Origin of the sequence: Algoriphagus lacus (assembly GCF_003583985.1) — a bacterium.
In the GTDB taxonomy this organism is placed as follows: Bacteria; Bacteroidota; Bacteroidia; order Cytophagales; family Cyclobacteriaceae; genus Algoriphagus; species Algoriphagus lacus.
The window spans coordinates 375,904-399,867 of record NZ_QXML01000003.1 but is presented as its reverse complement, the minus strand read 5'-3'; the positions used below and the strand labels follow the sequence as shown (position 1 = coordinate 399,867).

Sequence of the window (23,964 nt, the reverse complement as noted above, 5' to 3'; positions counted from 1 at the left end):
AAAATTGATGGCTATTGAATGATTTTGCGGGGGGTGAATCGGGCATGATGCGGGGTAAATCAGCCATAAATAAAAAAAGCACCCCATTGGAGGTGCTTTTTAGGGGAGTTGGAAAGCTATTCGGTTCGCTCCAGAATTTTCGCCTTGTATTCGGAAGGCAGACATCCAAATTGCTGCTGGAAGGACTTTTTGAAATGTTTGTAATCATTGAAGCCCACTTCCAGCGCAACCTGGCTCAGTTTCATATTGGTCTGAAGAATCATCTGGGCAGCATGCTTGAGACGTACGGATCGGATAAATCCTGTGATCGATAAACCAGTCAGAGATTTGATTTTTCGGAAAAGCGTTGACTGACTCATAAACAGCTTGTCTACCATGATTTCAATTCCAAAACTTTCATCCTGCAGATTTTCATTGACCAACTGAATAGCCTTTTCGATAAACTGAGCATCCATATCAGACTCCTGAACTTGCTGGGAATCGGGTTCAAACCGCACTTTGTTCAGGAAGTATTCCCGAAGTTTGGAGCGGTTTTCCAGGATGTTGGATACACGGGTTTTTACAATACCCGGATTGAATGGCTTGGTGATGTAATCTTCTGCACCGGTCTTCAACCCTTCCATTTCATAGGCCATGGAAGCTCGGGCCGTAAGCAGGATGACTGGAATATGAGAGGTAGTAATTTGATTTTTAATCGCTTCGCAAAGTTTGATCCCATCCATTTTTGGCATCATCACATCGCTGATGACCACATCCGGCAGCTCTCGGTTGATCAAATCCAAGGCGGCAAGCCCATCTTCGGCTTCGAGAATGTAGTACTCATCTTCTAGCAAATTCCGGAGATACTTCCGGATGTCATCATTGTCATCTGCTATCAAAATGGTGGCCCCCTTTTGTTCCCGCTCCATATTGACGGCTTTGCCTTGCTCAAGGATATCCTCATTGAAAAAGTCAAGACTCATTTCTTCCTTTTGAACTTCATCCGGATTTCGTCCTTGGATTTCGTCCAACGGGAATAAAATCTTTACCACCGTACCCACATCCTTTGTGCTGTGGATTTTGATTTCCCCTTGGTGCAAATCCACGATATTCTTTGAAAACGCCAAACCTATTCCGCTCCCGGATAGATTGGCTGTCTCGGCATTTTGCACCTGATAGAAGCGGTCAAACACTTTCTCTGATTCTTCAGGGGTCATTCCTATTCCAGTATCCGAAACGGAAACCGACAGGTAGCCCTGATCACTTTGAATTTTCAGGGATATTTTCCCCTTCTGACGCGTGTATTTGAAGGCATTGGAAAGCAGGTTGTACAGCACGATTTCCATCTGATTGCGGTCAAACTCCATGGGAAAAGACTCTACCTCCGACTCAAAATGGTAGTCAATATGCTTTTTGGCAGCCATGTTTTGGAAACTGACAAAGACCTCCTTGGCAAAACCTATAAAATCCGAGTAGGTCTTATTCAACTTCAACAGCCCATGTTCTGACTTTCTGAAGTCCAAAAGTTGATTGATCAGTCGGAGCATGCGCTTACTGTTTGACTCCACCAACCGGAGCTTTTCACGTACAGACTCGCTAAAATCAAACTGTTCCAACAGCTCTGTCACCGGACTCAAAATCAAGGTGAGCGGTGTACGGAACTCATGGGAGATATTGGTGAAAAAGTTGATTTTGGCCTCGTTGAGCTGGTGTTCCTTTTCTTTTTCGATCTGGATAATCTGGAGCTCTGCCCGAAGTTTGGCCTGACGGATCGAGATGTATCGGAACAAAAACAAAATCCCTCCGAGTACCAACAAATAAATCAGGAAAGCATACCAGGAGAGCCAAGGTGGCGCCTGAATCTGAATCAGCAGACTTCGCGCGGGACTCCAGTCCTGATTGTTGCGGCTGGCACGGATCAGCAGCTCGTATTCACCCCAAGGCAAGCCCGTGAAACTAATCTGATTGAGACGGCCGAGGTTCACCCATTCCTCATTCAGCCCTTTGAGCATGTAGGAATAGACGATGTTTTCCGGGCCGAGGTAGTCGTTGGCCGAAAAGGACAAAGACAGGTGGTTTTGGGAATAGTCCAGTACAATTTTCTCCGTTTTTTGGATGGAATTTTGAAGGATTACCTCCCCGTTTACCTCATCTCCTACCTGCAGCACCTGATTGTTGACGATCAGCTTGCTCAACACGACCTGAGGCACATGAAATTCCTCGCTGATTTGGTCAGGCTCAAAAGAAACCATCCCATTGGATCCACCAAAATAGATCTTCCCTTGGGGATCCTGAAACGAGGACGCGACGTGAAAGGAGTTGATCAACACCCCGTCTTCACGATCGTAATTGATGAAATTTTGCTGTCCCTTCTTAAACTTGGTAATCGAAGTCGTGGTGCTCAGCCAGATATTTCCGGCAATATCCGGCTCAATGGCACAGATGAAATCATTGATCAAGCCATCCTTTTTGTCAAAAAATCTTTTCATGATAAGGTGGCTTCCATCCACTTCAAGTTCAGCCAGTCCATTTGGGGTACCCAAATACATGAAATCTCCTGCCAAAAGTAGGTCATTGATGATCAGACTGTTTAGCTTATCTCCCAACAAGTCCTTGTGGGAAAGTATCCGATTTTGCTTCTCATCAAAACGATTGATTCCTGAATACGTGCCGATCCAGATTTCGCCTGATTTTCCTTCTCTGATCTTGCTGATTCGGTTGTTTTCCAGTGGATTTTCCAAACTTCCTTCCTCAAAAATCTTCCAGTTTTTAAGAGTTGGGTAGGTAGTAAAATCCACCATTTTCAAACCTGACTGTTGGGTACCTACCCAAAGTCGGTTTTTGGAATCGTGCAGGATAGCTGTGATTTTCTGACTGGGAAAATAGCGTTGGGCAGAACCGAAATTTCCGTTTTTCACCACATAGAGACCGTTTCCAGTCCCAACAAATAAGAATTCTCCCTTCTCATACAGGGTATGGATTTTGGATTTGAAGACCTGATTTTCTCCTTGGAAATCACTCCCAGAAGTTCCTGAATACAATCCTTCCACCAGGGTTCCCAGGTAGGTTTTACCCGACTGTGAAATCAGCAGGGAGGTGATGTTTTTGTCGGAAATGGTTTGCTTGGCAGAAAGTGAGGCAAATGAAAAACCCTTGTTGGGGTACAGGATCAGAACACCTCCATGAGAAGTTCCCAACCAGGCAATGCCATTTTCATCGAAATCAATGCTGAGGATGATCGAATAGTTGATGTTGTCTTCCGTGACTCCCTGCGGGTTGGTATTGACCCGGCGGAAATTCTGGAGATTTTCGTCGCTGATAAAAAGCCCGTCCCCCCAACTGCCTATCCATAACCTTCCCTGCTTATCCAAGCCGAGACTAAGTATATACCTTGCCTCGAAATTGGTTGGTTTGCGCTCAATTTTCTGGGTTTCAAAGTCGAATCCCGTGAGAACTGTTTTCAGCCCCTCATTTCCAATCATCCAGATCTTGTTTCGAACGGGATCTTCGATGAGGTTGTAGTGCACTCTTCCCGTCTGAAATCGGATCAATCTGCCCTCGGATGGATCAAATTTCATGAGTTCGATCCCAGTCAGAAACCAGATGTTGCTGAATCTGTCGCGGATGATATTGAAGACGGGTTGCTTGAAAGGAAAATGTTTTTCGACTTTCTCGGTGACAGGATCAAGCAAAAAGATCCCATCACTCCAGGTTCCAACCCAAATATTACCATCGGTTCCCTGGTTGATGGAAATAACCCGAAGCGCACTTTCTGAATATTCCTCAAAAGCAGCATTCAGGGATTTAATGGTGTTTTTTCCAGGGTCCAACACAGAGAGTCCCCCGCCTTTGGTCCCGATCCAGATCAGATTGCTCTGGCCCTTAAAAAGTGTTTCGATGTTTTCATTTTTCAGACCTGGGTATTCCGGCCCCGGCCTGTATTCGGAAAAGTCGTACCCGTCGTATTTGGTGATTCCTCCTTCGGTGGCAAAGTACTTGGTGTTGAATTCATCGTTGACCACCCGAGTCACGTAATTGCTGAGCAATCCTTTCCTGACATTGAGTACATCAATGGAAAAATCCTCCTCCATCTTTCCTTGAAAGGAAAATAGCGGGCCAGAAACCAGAAAGAATACCAGGGAAACACTGAAAATCCGCATGACTTCAGGTAGGTTATTTGGGTATGGGAATAAGTTATGGCTTTTTCAAAAGCCACGCTTCAAAGACTGGGTGAGCTGCAATTTGCCAAGCAAATTTCAATCACCATAATCTGTTTGATGCGAGGTAAATTAAGCTTCCCAAAAGCAGTTTATAGGGGTGAAATCGGTCAGCTTTCTTGACGAATCAGTCAGGGTTTTTTCACCTCAGGTCAAAAATGATCAAAAAAAGAGGGCTGATCCAAGACCAGCCCTCCAACAATTGAAACAGGTGATTAACTACTGCACTATCAACTTTTTACTTTGCCAAATCTGACCTTGCTGAACCAGGACAATGTACATGCCTCTTGCCAAACTTTTGGTCAGCCCAAGTTCCTCGATGGAGCCATCGGAAATAACCTGGGAGTGAATCACCTTTCCGGTCAGGTCAGTGATTTGAACCTGTGCTGCTCCCGGCTGATCAAATAGTGTGGGAATTTCCAATGTAATTGGGTTGCCCGCCTGAACAGGATTGGGATAAACTCTGAATTCTCTTGCTTTTTGCTCTGCTTGAATAGCAGTAGGAGAATCAAATACGCGGAGATTTTGTCCGTCTGTTGTTTCTTTGATCACGATTTTGTCCAGGAAAGGTGCATCAGTTCCAGTAGGTCTAAACTCAAGGGTATTGTTCCCCATCTTGAGGTCCATTTCGTAGGTTTTTACAGCGGTAACTCCACCATTAGAACACCATTCCCCTGAATCCGTGAAAGTTTCTGTTACAAAACCTGCCCCATTTAAGGCGTATCGAATACTACGATCAACTGCGGACATGTAGTGAACCTCCACCAGGTATTTGCCAGCAAACGGCACATTGATTCCGCTGAATTTCACTCCATTGGAAGTTGCTTTTAACATGTTGATCATTTGACCATTGGAAGAGGTGCCACAAGTGACCAACGTATTAGCACCAATCTGTTCCGCCAATTCCGCTTCAAAGGAAAGTCCTACAAACGGTGCTTTTTCCAGCTTGATTTTGTCAATAAACGGCGCGTCCCCAATGAATGGAGTGATGTCTATCGAATTTAGCCCTTCCTTTAGAGTGACCTCCACTTTGTAGACACCCGGTACACCATTATTAAAACACCAAGCCCCAGACGATTGGACGGTTTTTTGCCCTTGAGCCACACCATTGACCAAGAGACGAAAGCTTCGGATTACCGCACTCATGTATGAAATATTCAGCACATAAGTGCCGGCTTCCTGCGCCACAATTTGGTCAAAGCGAATACCATTCGTATTTATGTTTCGCATGTTGACCTGCTTTCCATTAGAAGAAGTACCACAATCCACGACGAATGCCGTTCCTAAAAGCGTGGCATGCTCTGCCTCAAACTCCAGCTTTTCCTTCACCAAAATCACATTGGGATCGATGGATTCGGGAAGCTTTCCTTTGCTGGCAATTGCGATTCGATCTATGGGCACATTTCCACTTGAGGAAGCCAGTCGAATCTGATGTGAACCCGCGGTCAGGTAGTAGGAGAATTTGCGCTGCTCGCCTTCGTAGCTGTGATACACCTTTTTCCAGTACCATTCAAAAAGTTCATTCCCAAGGCCCTCCCACTTACGGAATGGCTCCCCGTCCACAGATACCCAGAGGCTGTATTCTTCCGCTTCGTATCCCTGCACTTTAGCCCAAAGCTCATATTCATCCGCTTCTTCCACAGTCACATTGAAGGTCAAAACGCCTTTGCTCCCTGTCGGAGGATTGACAGATTCCTGATCATCAAGCGGGCTGGAGAAAAGTCCACCTTGGGCTTTTGCCCCTGCCAAAATCTCCCAACCAGGACCTTGCTGAGCCATTTCAGCTTCATAGAAGTCAAGGATGTCGGTTTTTACCAAGCCCCAAGTGATCGCAGAAGGGGTACATGCTCCGAATTCCTGCACGAAAGACTCCAAGTCGGTCGGTCCGGTGGTAATCACTACCTGATCAATTAGAATATTGGCATTGGGGAATTCCAAAGTCAAGCGGTGAGTTCCTTTGCCCAAATCAAAAAACCGGGGAATTTGGAACCAGGTGAAAGCACCACTGGTCAGAGGAGTAATTTGGGCCAAATCATTTCCATCCATTCCAATCCGGATAGAACCAGCCCCGATGGATTTGGCTCTAATCCAAACCCGATATTGACTTCCTTCAGTCAGATCAAACTCGAAATGGACTTGTTTGGCAATCGTGCTTGCTCCTGTTTTACTAGTATTTCCTCGGATGTATTGACCATTGGAGGCGGTCTCATCCGCCAAGACATCCCACTGATTTCCCAAATACTTGCCGCATTCCGCTTCAAAAGCCAAGGAATTCACCGGCTTCTGAATAAAGGGTTGATCCATTCCTTCCAGGTTATTTGGAGCGGCATAAGTAGCCATTGGTATGGAAGGAGTAGACTCATGGTCCAGAAACAACTGCCCAATTACCGTCAAATTACCAGCATCATCCAGATAATCAGACTTTCCAGGATTGTTTGCCGGATTGGCATTATTTGGATTAGGCTGGAAATACGCATAGCGCTCCACATAATCCAAGCTTTCCAGATATGGTAAAGCCAATTTCAAAAATGCCTCCTGAGTGGCAGTGCTCCGGTTAGGATTCGCGTTGAATTCGGTGATCCAGATCGGCAACTGGTAAATGCGGTACACATTCGCCAAGTACGCTTTGAATCGGTTGAAAATCTCCTGTGCGCTGGCATTGGGTGTATTTGCAGGACCACTTCCCCAATCATACCAGTGAACCGCCACAAAGTCAAAACGTACGTCCCGCTGCTTGGCGATGCGGTTAAATTCCAACAACCAGCCTGTCGGACCTTCTTCTCTAGGTGCCGGGGAACCCAAACGAACACCGGTCCCCATCAACGCTTCGTAGTATGCCACTGCAACAGCCGGCTGACAAAGGTTGTTGAACTGACCGGATTCCCCGTTACAGTTGTCCGATTCATTAAATCCCAAAACATGTGTGGTGGTTTTTTTACCGATAATCTGATTAATACCAGCAGGCAAAGCAGCACCAGATCCCCAAGTCATCGGAACATAATCATAATTCGGAGTAGGAACACCGGTCGCACTCCAGCTGTAAAACCAGCCTGCATCCAATTGAGGATAGATTCCTCCGGTACCTTTCTTGGTCACCCAGTTCCAGGGCACAACACGGATAAAGCTCACATTTCCCTGCAAAGCGGCAGGCAAAGCTCCCACTTCCATGTCTTCCTCTGAGGCAATGTATACCTTACTTTTCCCTGTACCGTCCGGATTATTGGCAAAAGTGGCCATAAATCCACGCTTCAGGACAAATGACTGAACCGAATTGTCGCCGGTGGGAATCGCTGCGCCGCGATGAATTACATCTTCAGTCACATTCGCAGATGCACTCTGCAAATCCATTTCGGAAAACACCTGAAGCGGAGCAAAAGAGGCGTCCAAAGGACGAATAATCGCACCTTTCTGATAGTATTGGTTAATTCTGAAATTCACGCCAAGCGTACCGGAAGTATGGGACAAATGGAATTGAGTCAATTGGGATTGCAATTCCTGAGGATTCACCTGCTTCAGATATACCCAGGAGGCTGCATCCAGAAAGTTGAATGTTACTGTGGAAGAAAAATCCTCCCCACCCACATGAACAGTACTTTCGCCATCTAGTGAAACTACCCCTTGGGAAATTTCACCTTGCTGAGCATCCAGGGTAGAATTGACCAGTGTCAGCCCTTTTTCCGCACAACCAAATACAATCGCTCCAGTGGCGGAAACCTTCGCATCGGAAATGATTAGATTCATTCCGATCGCTTTTCCGGGATCTAGGGTTCCCGCGCTGGGCTTTTTGTCCTTGCTTAAATCAGGCACATTCGGACAAATGGTGTAAGGCTGTTTGTTGGCCCCAGGCAAGCAAACCGGATTGGATTCGCCAGCCTGACCTGGAGAAGTTGGGATCTGATTGGTCTCCCTCCAGTTGTTTTCATTGAAAAAGTCATCATTTTCTTCCCCCGTCCAATAGAGGTATTGGGTGGAAGAATTGCAGGGGTTAGCTTGGGGCTGCGGCTTGACCTCTCCACTTTTTCCCTGAAAAGAAAAAGCGGACAGCACCAACCCCAAGTAAGACAGAAGAAAAAGTCCTGTCTTGAGTTTTGGGTAAAGTTTTTTCATGGTCCCTTTGGGTTAGTTTAAGGATTTTCAACAGTCCCAAATCTAGTTCCCACTTATCCTCTACTCTGGGCCAAATCATTCAACTCACTTGTCTAATCTGTCTATCACCAGTCAAGGAATCTTCTTCTTAAGCCCTCCGGAAAGAAAGGGATTCTCCGGCCTAGGGGTGAATTCATTCAAAAGGGGGCCTAGATCATTCAGATTGCCCCTCCATTTCGTTTACCATTAGGCATTTAAAAAAAGTCAAAGTAGTATTCGGAAAACAAGACCCTGAGCAGAAATGAAATTTATCCAGTCCTTTGGTATCAGTTTGCTTTTGATAATGCTATCCTGGCAAATCCAGGCCCAATCCGACACCCGTCCCAATGTGGTGTTCTTCCTTGTGGATGATTTAGGTTGGACAGATCTGGGGAGTTTTGGAAGTGAATTTTACGAAACTCCAAATTTGGATCGATTGGTCAAGTCGGGGATCAAATTCACCCAAGCCTATACAGCCTCTCCGGTTTGCTCCCCTACCCGCGCGAGCATTATGACCGGAAAATACCCTTCCAAGATGTATAATACGGATTGGTTTGGCGCACCTCAGCCAGACGAGATTCAGGGGCATTGGACCAAAAACAAACCACTCAAGCCTGCACACTACGAGCCCAATTTGACTTTGGAAGAAATCACGATGGCTGAGGCATTCAAGGCATCTGGCTATGCTACCTTTTTCGCAGGAAAATGGCATTTGGGTGAAGAGGAAAGTCATTGGCCCGAGCATCAGGGCTTCGACATCAACAAAGGCGGAACCGACAAAGGGGCTCCATCCACTGGAAACAAATACTTTTCCCCCTACAACAACCCGAGACTGGAAAACGGACCCGATGGCGAATACCTTCCGGAAAGATTGGCTGCTGAGACCTCTCAGTTTATACGCGAAAACAAGTCCAAGCCTTTTTTCGCCATGCTTTCGTTCTACTCAGTCCATACTCCTTTGATGACGACCAAAGCACTGGAGGAAAAATACCTAAAAAAACGGGCCGCGATGGGATTGGAAGACAAGTTCGAACCAGAAGGAGCCAACAAAAACCGCATTACTCAAGCCCATGCCATCTATGCAGGAATGGTCGAAGCCATGGACCAAGCCGTTGGGAAAGTGGTGGATGAAATCGAAGCTCAAGGTCTGACTGAGAAAACCATCATCGTATTCTTCTCCGACAACGGCGGCCTCTCCACGGCAGAGGGAAGTCCAACTTCTAATTTGCCACTGCGTGCTGGTAAAGGATGGCTTTACGAAGGCGGCATCCGGGTACCTATGATCCTATCTTGGAAAGGAACAGTGCCAGCAGGTAAGGAAATCCACGCTATGGTGATCTCCAATGACTTTCTGCCGACTTTTTTGGATCTAAGTGGAAACGGAAAAGCCTTGGAAACCATTCCGAATCTGGATGGTAAAAGTCTAAAGACCTGGATAATGGATCCGGAAAAGGAGATTAAACGAGAAGCACTCTTTTGGCATTATCCACACTATGGAAATCAGGGAGGAAATCCGGGTTCGGTGATCCGTGAAGGAGACTGGAAATTGATCTACTTCTATGAAAGTCAGAACGTCGAGCTCTACAACCTGAAAGAAGACATCGGCGAGCGAAACAATTTAGCTGCTACCCAACCGGAACTGGCCGAGAAGATGAAGACCATGCTGTTTGATTGGTTGGTGAGCACCAAGGCAGCTTTCCCAAGGCCTAATGAGGCTAAGGCAAAATGAAAGTTGAATTTTAAAGAAAGGCTAAAATCTGAATTTGGCGAACTCCCCCTTCTCAAGGGGGCGGGGGGATTTCCGCTTTACTGATTTTCCGAAAGCAGCATTTTCCTTATCCTCTATATCTTCCAGCTTTTGGAGAAGCAGGACAACTTGCCAGAAAGTTAAACCTCCAACACCGTTTCCCACAACACCAAACCATTTGCCGGGGCAGGAGCGATTTTCTCGCATCCCTCAGGATTTTTGAGCCGTTGACTTAGCTGTTCCAGGGTGATTTCTCCTCTTCCGGCTTTCCAGATCGCATTCATCATGATCCTGACCTGATGGTGAAGAAAGCCATTGCCAGTGACTTCGAAATAGAAAATCTCTTTCGGAAAGTACTGCCCCTGAAACTCATTCGACGGATAAATCCCTGCGGAAAAAATCTCCCGGAAGTAATCCGTTTTATTTGGAGAGGGAGTGCAAAAGGCTTTGAAATCATGAAGACCGACAAAAAGCTGAGTCGCCTCTTTCAGTTTTTCCAAATCCAACTTTCCTGGAATGCGTACCAAATAAGCCGAAGCAAAAGGGTGAAAATCATCCGAGTTGGAGAAGTAATACCGGTAGGTTTTCCTTTTCACGGCTTGGATCAAATTGAACTCTCGAGGAACTTCCTGCACTGAATCCAACCGAATCTCTCCGCCTAGATGAAGGTTGAAATCGGGCAGAAGCCCTTCCAAATCCACTTTTTCCCGGAGGAAAATCTGAACAAATCCAGAGCGGCAACTTACCCCGGCATCCGTTCGGCTGGATCCCAGAATCTGAAAATCCTCGTGACCAAAAACAAACCGCAGGACTTTTTCAAGTTTCCCCTGCACAGTGGGTTGCCCCGGCTGGACCGCCCAACCCTTAAACCTCGCCCCGAAATAGCTGATTGAAAACAAGAAAGTGAACGAACGGGATTGCATGGATAGGCTGAAAAGAAGTGGGTGCTTTGAATCCCCTCTTAGGTTGAGTATCTTGAGGGAACCCAAAAATAAGAACCATGAAGATACTACTTTGCCTTTTGGTAACTTTTACCAGTTTTCAGGCATTTTCCCAATCCGCACCTTCCAAAGAAATTCAAATCAAAATGGCCCTCTTGGCAGCTCCGGAAGATCAGCGAGCTGCCGCAACCGTGTATGGCTATGATGCAAAAGGTGAAGTCATTTTACTCCGTCAAGGCACTAACCAAACCGTCTGCCTCGCAGATGAATCCAGCCGAGCGGGTCTGGGCGTGTCCTGTTACCACAAGAGTTTGCAACCTTTTATGGCCCGAGGTTGGCAACTGAGAAAGGAAGGGAAAACTGCGGATGAGATTTTCAAGATTCGGGAGGCTGAAGCGAAAAGTGGCAAACTCAAAATGGGAGACCCCGGTAGCTTACTCAATGCATTGACTGCGGAAGAAGCAGATGTCAATTGGACTACCGGAGAGGCAAAAAACACCTATACGCGCTCAGTTGTCTACATTCCTTGGGCGACAGCGGAAAGCACCGGATTGCCCTTGAAACCTGCCGGACCTGGCTTGCCTTGGATTATGGATCCGGGCACGCATCGGGCGCATATTATGATCAATCCGGCGAGGGACTAATGCCTACAATACTTTATATACTTGGTTGGAGGCTTTTCTTTTATTCCAATGAAGGTAATGAACCAATTCACGTTCATGCCCAAAAGGGTGATATGGAATGTAAGTTCTGGATTGATGAAGAAATTATGGATATTCGGGAAGAGATTGGTTATAATTTGACTCCAAAAGCCAGAAAAGAAATAAGAAAAATAATTTTCCAAAACTTCGATTTAATCGTTCAATCTTGGAAAGAATACTTCAAAAAGTAAAATCATGGTAGATGCGCACCAAATTTCTGACATCAGGTTTGAGGAAAACAAAATGATCATTTTGTTAGATCACAGGGTGTTAAAAGTAAATTTAGAGGAAGTTTCATCGAAGCTACTTTTGGCATCTGATGTAGAAAGAGCTTTTTACAAAATTTCTCCATCGGGCTATGGAATTCACTGGCCTCTGATTGATGAAGATTTATCTGTTAAAGGATTAATGCAAAAAGTGAATGATCCTAAATGACTTAAATCCAAGAAAAAGTTAGGCGACAACACCTCACACGTTGAAAATGTCCGAACTCAGGTTTTCATATTTTTTATACTCTTCTCTACAGTGATTGAAATATATGTTTGCTTTCTTTTAAAGAAGAAAAGGAAAAAAGGGGTACATCAAAATCTGGTACTTGAAATCGAGTCCATTCTAAAGTCAATAAAAAAACCACCTCATCCCTGAGGTGGTTTCTTCGTTTATAGACGGGAAAATTATCCCAAAATCTTGGCTGCCAGCCAATCCCCAACTTCGGAGGTCTTGTAGGCTTTGCCACCTTCGGCAATATCTTCGGTCACGATTCCTTCTGCTAAAGAAAGATTGACCACGTCGCTGATAAGTTTGGCTTCCTCAGCCAATCCAAAGGCATAATCAAACATCATGGCTGCGGAAAGAACTGTTCCAAGCGGATTGGCGATATCCTTGCCTGCTGCCTGAGGATAGGAACCGTGAATCGGTTCGAAAAGCTTCACCTTTGACCCCAAGGACGCGGAAGGCATCAAGCCCATGGAACCCGAAATCACGGATGCCTCGTCAGTCAGGATGTCGCCGAATAGGTTTTCGGTAATGAGGACATCGTATGCCTTTGGCCATTGGATCAGTCGCATCGCTACAGCATCGACAAACTCATATTCCACTTTGACATCAGGATATTCCGGAGCCAATTCCTGTACGGTTTCTCTCCAAAGTCTGGAAGTCGCCATCACGTTGGCTTTGTCAACACAGGTCAGGAGTTTTCTTCTCCTTTGCGCAGCTTCAAAACCCATTCTGGCCAATCGAACGATCTCCTCCTTGCTGTACACATTGGTATCAAAAGCTTTGGTACCTTGTTCGTTTCTGCCTCTTGGCTCACCGAAGTAAATACCTCCGGTCAATTCCCTGAAAAAGACCAAATCCACCCCATCTACTCGGTCAAGCTTCAACGGAGACTTATGAACCAAAGAAGGGAAAGTGAAAGTGGGTCTGACATTGGCAAAAAGTCCAAGCTTTTGTCTCATTCTGAGCAAACCTTGCTCGGGGCGGACTTTGGCTTTGGGATCGTTGTCATACTTAGGGTCACCAATCGCTCCGAAGAGAACTGCATCAGAAGCGGCACATATCTCATGCGTGGCATTGGGATAAGGGTCTCCTGTAGCATCAATGGCACAAGCACCAACTAAGCCTTCTTTGAACGTGATTTTGTGACCGAACTTTTGGCCGATGGCCTTTACTACTTTAACTGCCTGAGCAATGACTTCAGGACCGATGCCGTCACCCGGCAGCAGTGCGATATTCATTTCCATAATAAGCGGATTCTTCTTTCGTGGGAATTTTGTTAAACGATTCGACGATGTTGAGCATTTTCTCTGTGGCCATCATCGCAGCCACGGTTTGATCAGGGTCGAGCCCTTTGGTCTTAAATATCTTGCCATAATCCCAGGTAATCACCGTCTCCACAAAGGCATCGGTTTTCCCGCCGGGAGGAATGGAAACATGGTAATCTATCAGCTTGGGAAGTTCCTTTTTGAGGGATTTGTAGATTTTTTTCACAGCCCTCATGAACGAATCATACTGCCCGTCTCCGGTAGCGGTGGCATCGTACGACTTCCCATGCACGTTGAGTCTTAGTTGAACAGAAGGCTTCAATCCCTTGGAATGAGTCATGTGATAGCCTTCGATGCTAATGTATTTGGAAATCGAGTTGTTTTGCAGGACATCGGAGATGATGTAAGGGAGGTCCTCGGTCGTCACTCGCTCTTTTTTGTCCCCCAATTCGATGATTCGCTGGGTCACCCGGGTGAGTTCGTCTTTTTCCAGAGAGATGCCCAACTCCTCCAGATTCTTCAGGATATTGGCTTTGCCTGAGGTTTTCCCCAAGGCATATTTTCGTTGCCTACCAAATCTCTCAGGAAGCAAATCATTGAAATAGAGGTTCTTTTTGTTGTCTCCGTCGGCATGGATACCGGCAGTTTGGGTGAAAACATTTTCTCCAACGACAGGCTTGTTTGCAGGAATATGCTGCCCTGAAAATTGCTCTACCAGCTTGGAAACCCGGAAAATCTTTTGCTCCTGCACCCCGATTTCCAACTTGGTGAAATCCTTGATCACCGCAATGACCGATTCCAAAGGTGCATTTCCAGCCCTTTCACCCAGTCCATTAACGGTGGTGTGAATACCGGATGCACCATGCAAAATCGCCTCCATGACATTGGCCACGGAGAGATCGTAATCATTGTGAGCATGAAAATCGAAATGAATCCCGGGAAACTTGGCTACGATGAGATCAAAGTAATCCTTTACCTCATCCGGAGAAAGCAACCCCAAGGTATCCGGAAGCATAATCCGCTTCACCGGCTGGTGGGTTAAAAACTCAATCAGACCTAGGGTGTATTCCGGAGAATTGCGCATGCCATTGGACCAGTCTTCCAAGTACACATTTACAGCTATGCCGTTTTGCTGCGCAAAGGCGATGCTTTTGGCAATTTCCGCATAATGCTGCTCGGGCGTTTTTTTCAGCTGGTGAACGAGGTGATTGAGAGAGCCCTTGGTAAGCAGGTTCAGAACTTTTGCTCCTGCTTCTACAATCCAATTAACAGAAACCGGAGTATCCACAAATCCCAACACCTCCACACGTTCCAAATAGCCCTTTTGAGCTGCCCACTGGGTGATCTTTTGCACGCCTTCGAGTTCTCCTTCAGAAACCCGTGCAGAAGCCACTTCGATGCGGTCCACTTTCAGTTCTTCCAAAAGCAACTTGGCAATCTGAAGCTTTTCAGAAGGCAAAAAGGAAACGCCAGAGGTCTGTTCTCCATCCCTCAGGGTCGTATCCATGATTTCTATGCGACGATTCTCAAGGCCCTTAGAGGGCTGACCCGCATGATTTCTGTTTGCCTCCATTTTTTTAAAGTGGATTACCTGGATGCTGCAAAGGCATCGATTTCAGAAGACATATTCAGCAAATAGTCGATGTCATCGAAGCCATTTTGCATGTTGTCTTTTTTGTATTCATTGATGTCAAAAGACTCAAACTCACCTGTGGAAAGCAATTTGATCTTTTGTTCAGGTAAGTTTACTTCGATCTCAGTTTTGGGATCAGCCTGAATGGCGTCAAATAGTTTTTCAGCGAATTCTGCAGATACCGTCACCGGAAGTACTCCGATGTTCAGACAGTTATTTTTGAAGATGTCTGCAAAAAAGCTGGAAACCACACATCGAAATCCATAATCGTAGATTGCCCAAACGGCATGCTCGCGGCTGGAACCCGAACCGAAGTTTTTGCCTGCAACGAGGATTTTTCCGGTATAGGTAGGATCATTAAGGACAAAATCTTTCTTGGGATTGCCTTCGACATCATATCTCCAGTCACGGAACAAGTTGTCTCCAAAACCTTCTCGCTCAGTTGCCTTAAGGAAACGGGCAGGAATAATTTGATCGGTGTCCACGTTTTCAGTCGGCAAAGGAACCGCAGTGCTTCGCAGTACAGTAAATTTATCGTAAGCCATTTTTTTCGAATTGTAAAATTGAAAGATTGGAAGATTGAAAAATTAATTCTCAAATACTTCCCGCGGATCGGTGATTTTGCCGGTGATCGCCACTGCTGCCACTGTCAAAGGAGAGGCAAGCATGGTGCGGGCACCTGGCCCCTGACGGCCTTCGAAGTTTCTGTTGGAGGTTGAAACGGCATATTTCCCGGAAGGAATCTTGTCGTCATTCATCGCAAGACAAGCTGAACAGCCTGGCTGACGAAGTTCAAATCCAGCATCTTCTAGGATTTTCACCAAGCCTTCTTCATGAGCCATTTTCTCCACTTCCCGAGAACCCGGAACGATCCATGCGGTGATGTTATCGGCTTTTTTGTGGCCTTTGACAAACTGAGCTACGGAACGGATGTCTTCGATTCGGCCATTGGTACAAGAACCCACGAACACGTAGTCCACAAGCTTTCCTTTGACCGGTTCACCTGGCTTGAAACCCATGTAATCCAAGGATTTGAGGTAAGAAGTTTTATTGGATCCTTCCATTCCTTCGGTGGTAGGGATATTTCCAATCACCTTGATTCCCATACCGGGGTTGGTTCCGTAAGTAATCATCGGCTCGATATCGGCAGCATCGAAAACCAATTCCTTGTCGAAAGTTGCCCCTTCGTCAGTTTTCAAGGTTTTCCAATAAGCAACCGCCTTGTCCCAATCGGCACCTTTTGGAGCATATTGCTTTCCTTTCAGGTAGTTGAAGGTCGTCTCGTCGGGTGCTATCAGACCACCACGTGCGCCCATTTCGATGGACATGTTGCAGATGGTCATCCGGGCTTCCATGGATAGGCTCTGGATCGCAGAACCGGCATATTCCACAAAGTACCCGGTAGCACCGGCTGCTGAGATTTTTGAAATGATGTAGAGAATGATGTCCTTGGAAGTCACCCCTTTTCCCAGGGTTCCATTGACAGAGATTCTCATTTTTTTCGGCTTGGACTGCATGATACACTGTGTAGCAAGTACCATTTCCACTTCCGAAGTACCGATACCAAAAGCAATGGCACCGAAAGCACCGTGAGTGGAAGTGTGGGAGTCCCCGCACACGATCGTCATTCCCGGCTGAGTTACACCCAGTTCGGGACCGATCACGTGGACGATTCCGTGGTGAGCAGAACCCAAGTCATGAAGTTCGATTCCGTATTTTTTGCAGTTTTCGCGGAGTTTTTCCACCTGCATTCGGGAAAGCTTATCCTTGATGGTCTTATCCTGATCTACCGTTGGGACGTTGTGATCCGGTGTAGCAATAGTCCGGTGAGGATATTTCACTCCGATACCACGGGTTTCCAGATTAAGGAAAGCGACCGGGGATGTCACTTCATGAATAAAATGCTTATCGATGAAGAATACATCCGGACCTGCCGGGACGGATTTCACAACGTGCGAATCCCAGATTTTATCAAATAATGTTGTCTTTTCCATAATTAAGCAGTCACGTATTCTTTGACTGGAATTTTGTTAAGTGCATCGACAAAAGCCTGCGCTGAGGCTAGTACGATGTCTTTGTTTGATGCAAAACCGTAATAGGGTTTGTCGGATTTGATGAGGCGCATGTGGACTTTGGCCACATCGTCACTGCCATGGGTAATGGCCTGAATCAGGAATTCCTCCAAATCCACCTGCGGCTTCACAATTTTTTCGATGGCTTTCAAAACAGCATCCACCGGACCAACTCCTGAAGAAGCAGCCACGTGGGACTCATTGCCAACTTTCAATTTCACCTCTGCGTTTACTGACCCGTTGGATGAATAGCTGACATTTTCCAATTCAATGAAGTGGGATTCATCAAGGTATTTGCCCACCAGCTCAAGTAGATCTTTTCTCCCGATATCGCGCTTGGAATCTGCCAAAAGCAAGAAGGCTTCGTAAACCTCTCTCAGCTCCTCTCCTTCCAATTCCACTCCCAAAGCATCCAAATGGTGTTTCAAAGCTGCACGGCCGGACCTTGCTGTCAAGACGATGGAAGACTCCTCCACCCCAACTTCCTTTGGATCAATGATTTCGTAGTTTTCACGGTGCTTGAGCACTCCATCCTGATGGATTCCGGAAGAGTGGGCGAAAGCATTTCTACCCACGATCGCCTTATTCGGCTGCACCGGCATATTCATCAGCTTGGAAACCAAGCGGCTGGTCTGGTAAATTCTTGGGGTAACAATATTGGTATACACCGGAATAGTCTTATGGCATTTGATTGCCATTACGACCTCTTCCATGGAAGTATTTCCGGCACGTTCCCCTATTCCATTGATGGTGACTTCCACTTGTCTTGCGCCATGCTGCACTCCGGCGATGGTATTGGCAGTGGCCATTCCCAGGTCGTTGTGGCAATGGGTTGCAATTATTGCCTTGTCAATGTTTGGAACATTGTTTTTCAAGTTCGCAATGATGGCCCCATATTGCTCCGGGAGACAATAGCCCGTGGTATCCGGGATATTGACTACTGTAGCGCCGGCTTTGATTACCTCCTCGATGATTTTGCAGAGGAAATCCGGTTCAGAGCGACCTGCGTCCTCAGCATAGAATTCCACATCCTCCACAAAACGCTTGGCAAACTTCACCGCAGCTACCCCACGGGCAATGATATCGTCGGGAGTAGAGCGAAGTTTGAATTGGATATGGTACGGGGAAACCCCGATCCCGGTATGAATTCGCCCCTTTTTGGCATATTTGAGCGCTGCTGCAGCTACTTCGATATCTTTTTCAACAGCACGGGAAAGTGCGCAAATGATCGGATTGGAGACTGCTTTTGAAATTTCAACTACCGAATTGAAATCACCCGGACTGGAAATCGGAAAGCCTGCCTCGATTATATCCACACCAAGTGCTTCGAGGGCCTGGGCCACCACGATTTTTTCCTGGGTGTTCAGCTGACACCCGGGCACTTGCTCCCCATCTCTCAGGGTTGTATCAAAAATCCACAGCTTGTCACTCATCGTATTTGGGGGTTTGGGGATTAATTATTTTCTGGTCTCAACTGACGGACGACCGCACCGGCCTGCCACATTTCAGACTCACGCAATTCCTTCAATTCAGCTTCCAACTTTTCTCTGTAGTCAGGTTTGGAATTGGAATCGATTGATTTCTGCGCTTCCACACCGGTTTTTACAGAGTTGTAAAGCGCTTCGAATACTGGCTTGGTCGCATCGCGGAAAGGCTTCCACCAATCCAAGGCGCCACGCTGAGCAGTAGTTGAACAGTTGGCATACATCCAGTCCATTCCGTTTTCAGCCACCAAAGGCATCAAAGACTGAGTCAATTCTTCCACGGTTTCGTTGAAAGCCTCGGATGGCGTATGGCCATTTGCTCTCAATACTTCGTACTGAGCCGCAAAAATTCCTTGAATAGCACCCATCAAGGTTCCTCTTTCTCCGGTCAAGTCAGACGTCACTTCTCTATAGAAATCGGTCTCGAACAAGTATCCTGAGCCTACTCCAATGCCCAAAGCAACTACGCGATCTTTTGCCTTGCCGGTAGCATCCTGATAGATGGCAAAAGAGGAGTTCAAGCCACGTCCTTCCACAAACATTCTTCTCAAAGAAGTACCTGAACCTTTTGGAGCAACCAAAATCACATCCACATCTGCCGGAGGAATGATTCCGGTTTTTTCCTTATAAGTCACTCCGAAACCATGGGAGAAGTAAAGTGCTTTCCCAGGAGTCAGGTGTTTTTTCACAGTTGGCCAAAGGGCAATCTGTCCAGCATCAGAGAGCAAAAACTGAAGAATTGTGCCTCTTTCACAAGCCTCTTCCAAATCAAAAAGTGTCACACCAGGAACCCATCCGTCAGAAACGGCTTTGTCCCAGGTCTTGGAACCTTTACGCTGTCCTACAATCACGTTGAATCCATTGTCCTTCAGGTTTAGTGCCTGACCTGGACCCTGAACGCCGTAGCCCAAAACCGCAATTACTTCGTTTTTGAGTACTTCTCTGGCTTTTTCGAGAGGGAATTCGTCTCTGGTTACTACGTTTTCTTCAACTGTGCCGAATTTTAATTTCATGATCTTAGATTTAATAGTTTGTTATTGCTTGGGTTGAGATTTTACTTGACGTAACTGTCGATGGTGAGCATCCGCTTGGCTACAGCCACGCGGCCTGACCGGGCAAATTCCAAAAGCCCATAGCCTTTGAGAATTTCCAGCAACTCCTGAGTTTGCTCTTTGTGCCCCGTGAGTTCGAGGACGACAAAATCCGGCTCTGCTGCGATGATTTTCGCATTATGCTGTCGGATGATTTTCTCCAAGCCTCCGTCCAATCGGGAAACAGGGATTTTGTAAAGGGCAATCTCCTGATACACTACCCCTTCATCTTCGTGATAGAAAGCCTTAATCACATCAATGATTTTCTCAATCTGATTTACCAGCTGAATGACGGTATCCTCATTGACTGTAACCTCGATAGTGATCCGATGAATCCCCGGAATCCGACTTTCGGAGGCGGTCAGCGCATCAATGTTGATTCCACGACGGGTAAAAATGATCGTGATCCGGTTGAGAATTCCAATGAAATTCTCAGTAATGACGAAAATGGTGTAACGTTTCATCTGTTTATAAGTGTTTTTTAAGGTCAAATAGAATCTCCAATGGCTGATAATCTACCCACTGTGTGAGACTCCTACTCACCCTCGATTTCATAGGTTTGAGTTAACTAAGTCTGACCTCCTCTACCGAACAGCCGGTGGCGATCATTGGGAATACATTGTCTTCTTTTTCGACAACCACCTCCAGAAAGAACGGTCCGTCATGAATCAACATGTCTTCGATGGCTTCCTGTAGGTCAACTCGTTCGGTTACTTTTTGAGATTTGATGTTGTAGGCTTCCGCGATTTTGATAAAATCCGGATTGTCCAATTCGGTGAAAGAGTATCGTTTGTCAAAGAACATTTGCTGCCACTGACGCACCATGCCCAGGTAATTGTTGTTCAACAGGACAATTTTCACCGGTGCTTTTGTCTGCATGATGGTGCCCAACTCCTGAATGGTCATCTGGATTCCCCCATCTCCTACCACGCAAATTACTTGACGGGAATAGTCATGCAGTTGAGCTCCGAGAGCTGCAGGCAATGCAAATCCCATCGTTCCCAAACCTCCGGATGTCACCTGAGTTCTTGGCTTTTTGTAATTGAAATATCTCCAGGCGATCATTTGATGCTGACCTACATCGGTCACCAAAATGGCGTCATCTGCCTTGTATTGATTGATCTGGTGAATGACTTCACCCATAGTCAGACCGGCTTTGGTTGGCGTAAGGTCGTGCTGAACCACAGCTGCTTTTTCCTGCTGCTCCAATTCCCTGAATCGAGCCATCCAATCGTCATGCTTTTTGGCTTCTATTGCCTCGGTAAGCATGGCAAGACTCTCCCGACAATCCCCTTGAACTGCTACTGTGGCCTTCACATTTTTGTTGATTTCGGCAGCATCCAATTCTAAGTGGATTACTTTGGCCTGCTTTGCATAGCGCTTCAAGTCTCCGGTAACCCGATCATCAAATCGCATCCCAACAGCAATCAAAACATCGCACTGATTGGTCAAAAGATTTGGGGCATAATTTCCATGCATACCAAGCTTTCCGACATAGTTGGGGTGGTCCTGTGTCAAAGCTCCTGAACCCAAAAGTGTGGAAGCGGCCGGAATGCCTGATTTATCGAGGAAAAACTTCAGCTCAGCTTCTGCTTTTCCCAAAATTACTCCCTGACCGAAAAGCAAGTAGGGACGCTCAGCCTTGTTAATCAACTCAGCGGCTTGCTTCACCTGTGTGGTTTCAACTGGAATGTGCGTTTTATAGGATCTGAATCCCAAGCATGGCACATAATTGAACTCGCCGAAATCCGTTTGGGCATTTTTTGTAATGTCAATCAAAACTGGCCCGGGTCTTCCTGAACGGGCGATGTAAAATCCCTTTGCGATGGCCGGAGCAATGTCCTCTACTCTGCGAACCTGAATATTCCACTTCGTTCCTGGCATGGAAATACCTACCACGTCAGTTTCCTGAAATGCATCCGTGCCCAACAAGTGAGCCGCCACTTGACCTGTGATGCACACCAATGGAGTGCTGTCGATCTGGGCGTCCGCAAGTCCAGTAATCAAATTGGTTGCTCCCGGACCGGATGTAGCGATGCAGACTCCGACTTTGCCGGAAACGCGCGCATAGCCCTGTGCTGCATGGATCGCTCCTTGCTCATGACGGGTTAGAACGTGCCTTACCTGATCATGATAATCATACAAGGCATCGTACACCGGCATGATTGCACCGCCTGGATAGCCAAATATGATTTCTGCCTGCTCCGCGATCAGTGAACGAACCACGATGTCCGCTCCTCTTATCATCATGTCCTTCATAGGCTTAGAATTTATCGGTTACGCAACCTTCAGATGCGGTCGCCACGAGTTTATTATATTTTTTGAGAGTCCCCTGAAGCCCTTCGATGACTTTGGGAGACCAGGATTTTTTCCGTTCCGCAAATTCTTCCTCACTCACTTGCACGCTCAGCCCTTGATTGTCTGTGTCGATGGTGATTAGGTCTCCATCTTTAAGCAATCCAATAGGGCCTCCACACCAAGCTTCAGGAGTCACATGTCCGACCACAAACCCATGAGTACCTCCCGAGAATCGACCATCTGTAATCAATGCCACATCTGAGCCTAAACCTGCACCGATAATCATTGAGGTTGGCTTGAGCATTTCAGGCATACCAGGAGCTCCTTTTGGACCGACATTTCGGATTACCACCACATCGCCAGCTTTGACTTGGTGGTCGCGGATGGCATTGTTTGCCTCCAATTCGGAATCAAAAACCCGAGCTGGCCCAGTAAATAAGCGTCCTTCTTTTCCGGTGATTTTGGCTACTGCGCCTTCCGGAGCAAGATTGCCGGAAAGGATACACAAATGACCTGTTTCCTTGATCGGTGATTCAATGGGATGGATCACATTGACTTTGGAAGGGACAATCGGTTGGATATTTTGAAGATTCTCAGCCACGGTTTTACCGGTCACTGTCATACAGTCTCCGTGTAGGTAGCCTTTGTCCAGAAAGTATTTCATAAACGCAGGCAAACCTCCCTGCTCATGAAGATCCTCCATGAGGTATTTGCCGGAAGGCTTGAAATCTCCGATCATCGGAGTCTTTGAATTCAGCTCTTTGAAATCCTGAAGAGTAAAATCCACTCCAGCGGTGCGTGAAATCGCCAGGATATGAAGTACGGCATTGGTACTTCCTCCCAAAGCAATGGCCACCCTAACTGCATTTTCTATGCTTTTCCGAGTGATGATATCTTTGGGTTTGATATCCTTTTCCAGGAGAATTCGAATGTATTGGTTGACTTCTCTGCATTCCCGGAGCTTTTCAGGAGAATTGGCAGGAAAAGAAGCCGAATATGGCAAAGACATTCCCATCGCCTCAATTGCCGATGACATGGTGTTGGCGGTGTACATTCCACCACATGCTCCAGCACCTGGACAAGCATTTCGGATCACTCCGTCATAGTCTTCTTCAGTGATGGTTCCTTGGATTTTCTTTCCAAAGGCTTCGAAAGCAGAAACGATATTGAGTTTTTCTCCTTTGTAAAGGCCAGATGCAATTGTACCCCCATAGACCATGATCGCAGGCCGGTTGATTCGAAGCATTCCGATGATGGCACCGGGCATATTCTTGTCGCAACCCGCCACAGCAATACAGGAGTCAAAAGAATGGCCTAAAATGAATGATTCGATAGAGTCTGCGATGATCTCTCTGGATACCAATGAATAGCGCATTCCGAGCGTTCCCATGGAGGTTCCGTCAGAAATACCGATGGTATTAAAAACCAAACCGGTCAGATCATATTCCTGGGAGGATTGTTTGATCAGACCGGCAAGGTCATTTAGGTGCATATTGCAGGGATTACTTTCATAGCCGCAACTCGCTATCCCTACAAAAGGCTGTTTCATCTTTTTATCGCTCATACCTGTGGCGTAAAGCATGGCTTTACCCGCTGGATGTTCGTCGTTGTCGCTGATTTCCCAACTGTACTTTTTAAGATTGTTCTGGGTCATAGTGCTGGTAAATAAAAAAAGTGCCTCAGTTCAGTGAGGCACTTTAGATTTTATATACTGGATTATAATGGTCTAGTGCCTCACTTCGAAAATCCGATGAGAATAATAAAGCTTAGCAGGACGACCAATGGATACATAGCGTGGTTTGAGAGTAGATGCTTCGGTGTCGAATCACATGACAATATTAAAGCTCAAACCTGAGACTTACAATATTTAATTCTATCCAAAGACTCCAATACAGATAATAAAATTGGATAAA

16 protein-coding genes are annotated in these 23,964 nt (G+C 46.4%); 4 read left to right on the top strand and 12 right to left on the bottom strand.

The features are described 5' to 3' along the window. Positions 1–116 precede the first annotated feature (116 nt). Together D0X99_RS08820 and D0X99_RS08815 are read right to left on the bottom strand one after the other, a co-directional pair. A complete protein-coding gene (locus D0X99_RS08820) occupies positions 117–4,139 on the bottom strand; it encodes a hybrid sensor histidine kinase/response regulator transcription factor (RefSeq protein ID WP_119477306.1) in 4,023 nt (1,340 codons plus the stop codon). A 276-nt stretch (positions 4,140–4,415) separates the two neighbouring features. Next, positions 4,416–8,303, bottom strand: coding sequence for a glycosyl hydrolase (locus tag D0X99_RS08815; RefSeq protein ID WP_119477305.1), 3,888 nt, complete (start codon positions 8,301–8,303; stop codon positions 4,416–4,418). A gap of 280 nt (positions 8,304–8,583) precedes the next feature. Here D0X99_RS08815 and D0X99_RS08810 point away from each other — a divergent pair, with 280 nt between their 5' ends. Continuing rightward, entirely contained in the window at positions 8,584–10,050 is a 1,467-nt protein-coding gene (locus D0X99_RS08810; RefSeq protein ID WP_119477304.1) for a sulfatase, read from the top strand. A gap of 158 nt (positions 10,051–10,208) precedes the next feature. Here D0X99_RS08810 and truA read toward each other — a convergent pair whose 3' ends face one another. Further along, positions 10,209–10,991 carry a tRNA pseudouridine(38-40) synthase TruA gene (truA, locus tag D0X99_RS08805; RefSeq protein WP_119477303.1) on the bottom strand — a complete coding sequence of 261 codons (783 nt, stop codon included), beginning with the start codon at positions 10,989–10,991 and terminating at the stop codon, positions 10,209–10,211. 77 nt (positions 10,992–11,068) lie between these two features. On the opposite strand from truA, the gene D0X99_RS08800 reads away from it, so the two are divergent. From D0X99_RS08800 to D0X99_RS08790, 3 genes are read left to right on the top strand one after another with little or no spacing between them, the layout of a single operon-like run. After that, positions 11,069–11,653, top strand: a complete 585-nt coding sequence (locus D0X99_RS08800) for a hypothetical protein (RefSeq protein ID WP_119477302.1) — start codon at positions 11,069–11,071, stop codon at positions 11,651–11,653. After that, positions 11,653–11,901: a DUF4160 domain-containing protein gene (locus tag D0X99_RS08795; RefSeq protein WP_119477301.1), complete on the top strand. Its 249-nt coding sequence runs from the start codon at positions 11,653–11,655 to the stop codon at positions 11,899–11,901. The genes D0X99_RS08800 and D0X99_RS08795 overlap by 1 nt, the downstream gene beginning before the upstream one ends. 4 nt (positions 11,902–11,905) lie before the next feature. Then, complete coding sequence (locus D0X99_RS08790; RefSeq protein WP_119477300.1) at positions 11,906–12,145, top strand: DUF2442 domain-containing protein; 240 nt, start codon at positions 11,906–11,908, stop codon at positions 12,143–12,145. Between the two features lie 239 nt (positions 12,146–12,384). Here D0X99_RS08790 and leuB read toward each other — a convergent pair whose 3' ends face one another. The 9 genes from leuB to ilvD all read right to left on the bottom strand — a co-directional run bounded on the left by leuB (position 12,385) and on the right by ilvD (position 23,705). Further along, positions 12,385–13,452, bottom strand: a complete 1,068-nt coding sequence (gene leuB, locus D0X99_RS08785) for a 3-isopropylmalate dehydrogenase (RefSeq protein ID WP_119477299.1) — start codon at positions 13,450–13,452, stop codon at positions 12,385–12,387. Further along, positions 13,421–14,980, bottom strand: coding sequence for an alpha-isopropylmalate synthase regulatory domain-containing protein (locus tag D0X99_RS08780; protein ID WP_119477344.1), 1,560 nt, complete (start codon positions 14,978–14,980; stop codon positions 13,421–13,423). The genes leuB and D0X99_RS08780 overlap by 32 nt, the downstream gene beginning before the upstream one ends. Before the next feature lie 80 nt (positions 14,981–15,060). Next, complete coding sequence (leuD, locus tag D0X99_RS08775; RefSeq protein ID WP_119477298.1) at positions 15,061–15,651, bottom strand: 3-isopropylmalate dehydratase small subunit; 591 nt, start codon at positions 15,649–15,651, stop codon at positions 15,061–15,063. A 42-nt stretch (positions 15,652–15,693) separates the two neighbouring features. Beyond that, entirely contained in the window at positions 15,694–17,100 is a 1,407-nt protein-coding gene (gene leuC / locus D0X99_RS08770) for a 3-isopropylmalate dehydratase large subunit (protein WP_119477297.1), read from the bottom strand. Positions 17,101–17,102: 2 nt separating this feature from the next. Continuing rightward, the gene (locus D0X99_RS08765; RefSeq protein ID WP_119477296.1) at positions 17,103–18,611 is read right to left on the bottom strand and encodes a 2-isopropylmalate synthase; all 1,509 of its coding nucleotides are present in this window, start codon (positions 18,609–18,611) and stop codon (positions 17,103–17,105) included. Between the two features lie 20 nt (positions 18,612–18,631). Continuing rightward, complete coding sequence (gene ilvC, locus D0X99_RS08760) at positions 18,632–19,675, bottom strand: ketol-acid reductoisomerase (protein WP_119477295.1); 1,044 nt, start codon at positions 19,673–19,675, stop codon at positions 18,632–18,634. Positions 19,676–19,716: 41 nt separating this feature from the next. Then, on the bottom strand, positions 19,717–20,217 hold the full coding sequence (gene ilvN, locus D0X99_RS08755) for an acetolactate synthase small subunit (RefSeq protein ID WP_119477294.1): 501 nt from the start codon (positions 20,215–20,217) through the stop codon (positions 19,717–19,719). 100 nt (positions 20,218–20,317) lie between these two features. Further along, the gene (ilvB, locus tag D0X99_RS08750; protein ID WP_233553682.1) at positions 20,318–22,012 is read right to left on the bottom strand and encodes a biosynthetic-type acetolactate synthase large subunit; all 1,695 of its coding nucleotides are present in this window, start codon (positions 22,010–22,012) and stop codon (positions 20,318–20,320) included. Between the two features lie 4 nt (positions 22,013–22,016). Continuing rightward, entirely contained in the window at positions 22,017–23,705 is a 1,689-nt protein-coding gene (gene ilvD / locus D0X99_RS08745; protein WP_119477293.1) for a dihydroxy-acid dehydratase, read from the bottom strand. Between the last annotated feature and the right edge of the window lie 259 nt (positions 23,706–23,964).

What these genes read in the sequence shown, in the direction of transcription:
- D0X99_RS08820 (WP_119477306.1), bottom strand. Translation starts at nt 4,139, where the DNA reads ATGCGGATTTTCAGTGTTTCCCTGGTATTCTTTCTGGTTTCTGGCCCG.
- D0X99_RS08815 (WP_119477305.1), bottom strand. Translation starts at nt 8,303, where the DNA reads ATGAAAAAACTTTACCCAAAACTCAAGACAGGACTTTTTCTTCTGTCT.
- D0X99_RS08810 (WP_119477304.1), top strand. Translation starts at nt 8,584, where the DNA reads ATGAAATTTATCCAGTCCTTTGGTATCAGTTTGCTTTTGATAATGCTA.
- truA (WP_119477303.1), bottom strand. Translation starts at nt 10,991, where the DNA reads ATGCAATCCCGTTCGTTCACTTTCTTGTTTTCAATCAGCTATTTCGGG.
- D0X99_RS08800 (WP_119477302.1), top strand. Translation starts at nt 11,069, where the DNA reads ATGAAGATACTACTTTGCCTTTTGGTAACTTTTACCAGTTTTCAGGCA.
- D0X99_RS08795 (WP_119477301.1), top strand. Translation starts at nt 11,653, where the DNA reads ATGCCTACAATACTTTATATACTTGGTTGGAGGCTTTTCTTTTATTCC.
- D0X99_RS08790 (WP_119477300.1), top strand. Translation starts at nt 11,906, where the DNA reads ATGGTAGATGCGCACCAAATTTCTGACATCAGGTTTGAGGAAAACAAA.
- leuB (WP_119477299.1), bottom strand. Translation starts at nt 13,452, where the DNA reads ATGGAAATGAATATCGCACTGCTGCCGGGTGACGGCATCGGTCCTGAA.
- D0X99_RS08780 (WP_119477344.1), bottom strand. Translation starts at nt 14,980, where the DNA reads ATGGATACGACCCTGAGGGATGGAGAACAGACCTCTGGCGTTTCCTTT.
- leuD (WP_119477298.1), bottom strand. Translation starts at nt 15,651, where the DNA reads ATGGCTTACGATAAATTTACTGTACTGCGAAGCACTGCGGTTCCTTTG.
- leuC (WP_119477297.1), bottom strand. Translation starts at nt 17,100, where the DNA reads ATGGAAAAGACAACATTATTTGATAAAATCTGGGATTCGCACGTTGTG.
- D0X99_RS08765 (WP_119477296.1), bottom strand. Translation starts at nt 18,611, where the DNA reads ATGAGTGACAAGCTGTGGATTTTTGATACAACCCTGAGAGATGGGGAG.
- ilvC (WP_119477295.1), bottom strand. Translation starts at nt 19,675, where the DNA reads ATGAAATTAAAATTCGGCACAGTTGAAGAAAACGTAGTAACCAGAGAC.
- ilvN (WP_119477294.1), bottom strand. Translation starts at nt 20,217, where the DNA reads ATGAAACGTTACACCATTTTCGTCATTACTGAGAATTTCATTGGAATT.
- ilvB (WP_233553682.1), bottom strand. Translation starts at nt 22,012, where the DNA reads ATGAAGGACATGATGATAAGAGGAGCGGACATCGTGGTTCGTTCACTG.
- ilvD (WP_119477293.1), bottom strand. Translation starts at nt 23,705, where the DNA reads ATGACCCAGAACAATCTTAAAAAGTACAGTTGGGAAATCAGCGACAAC.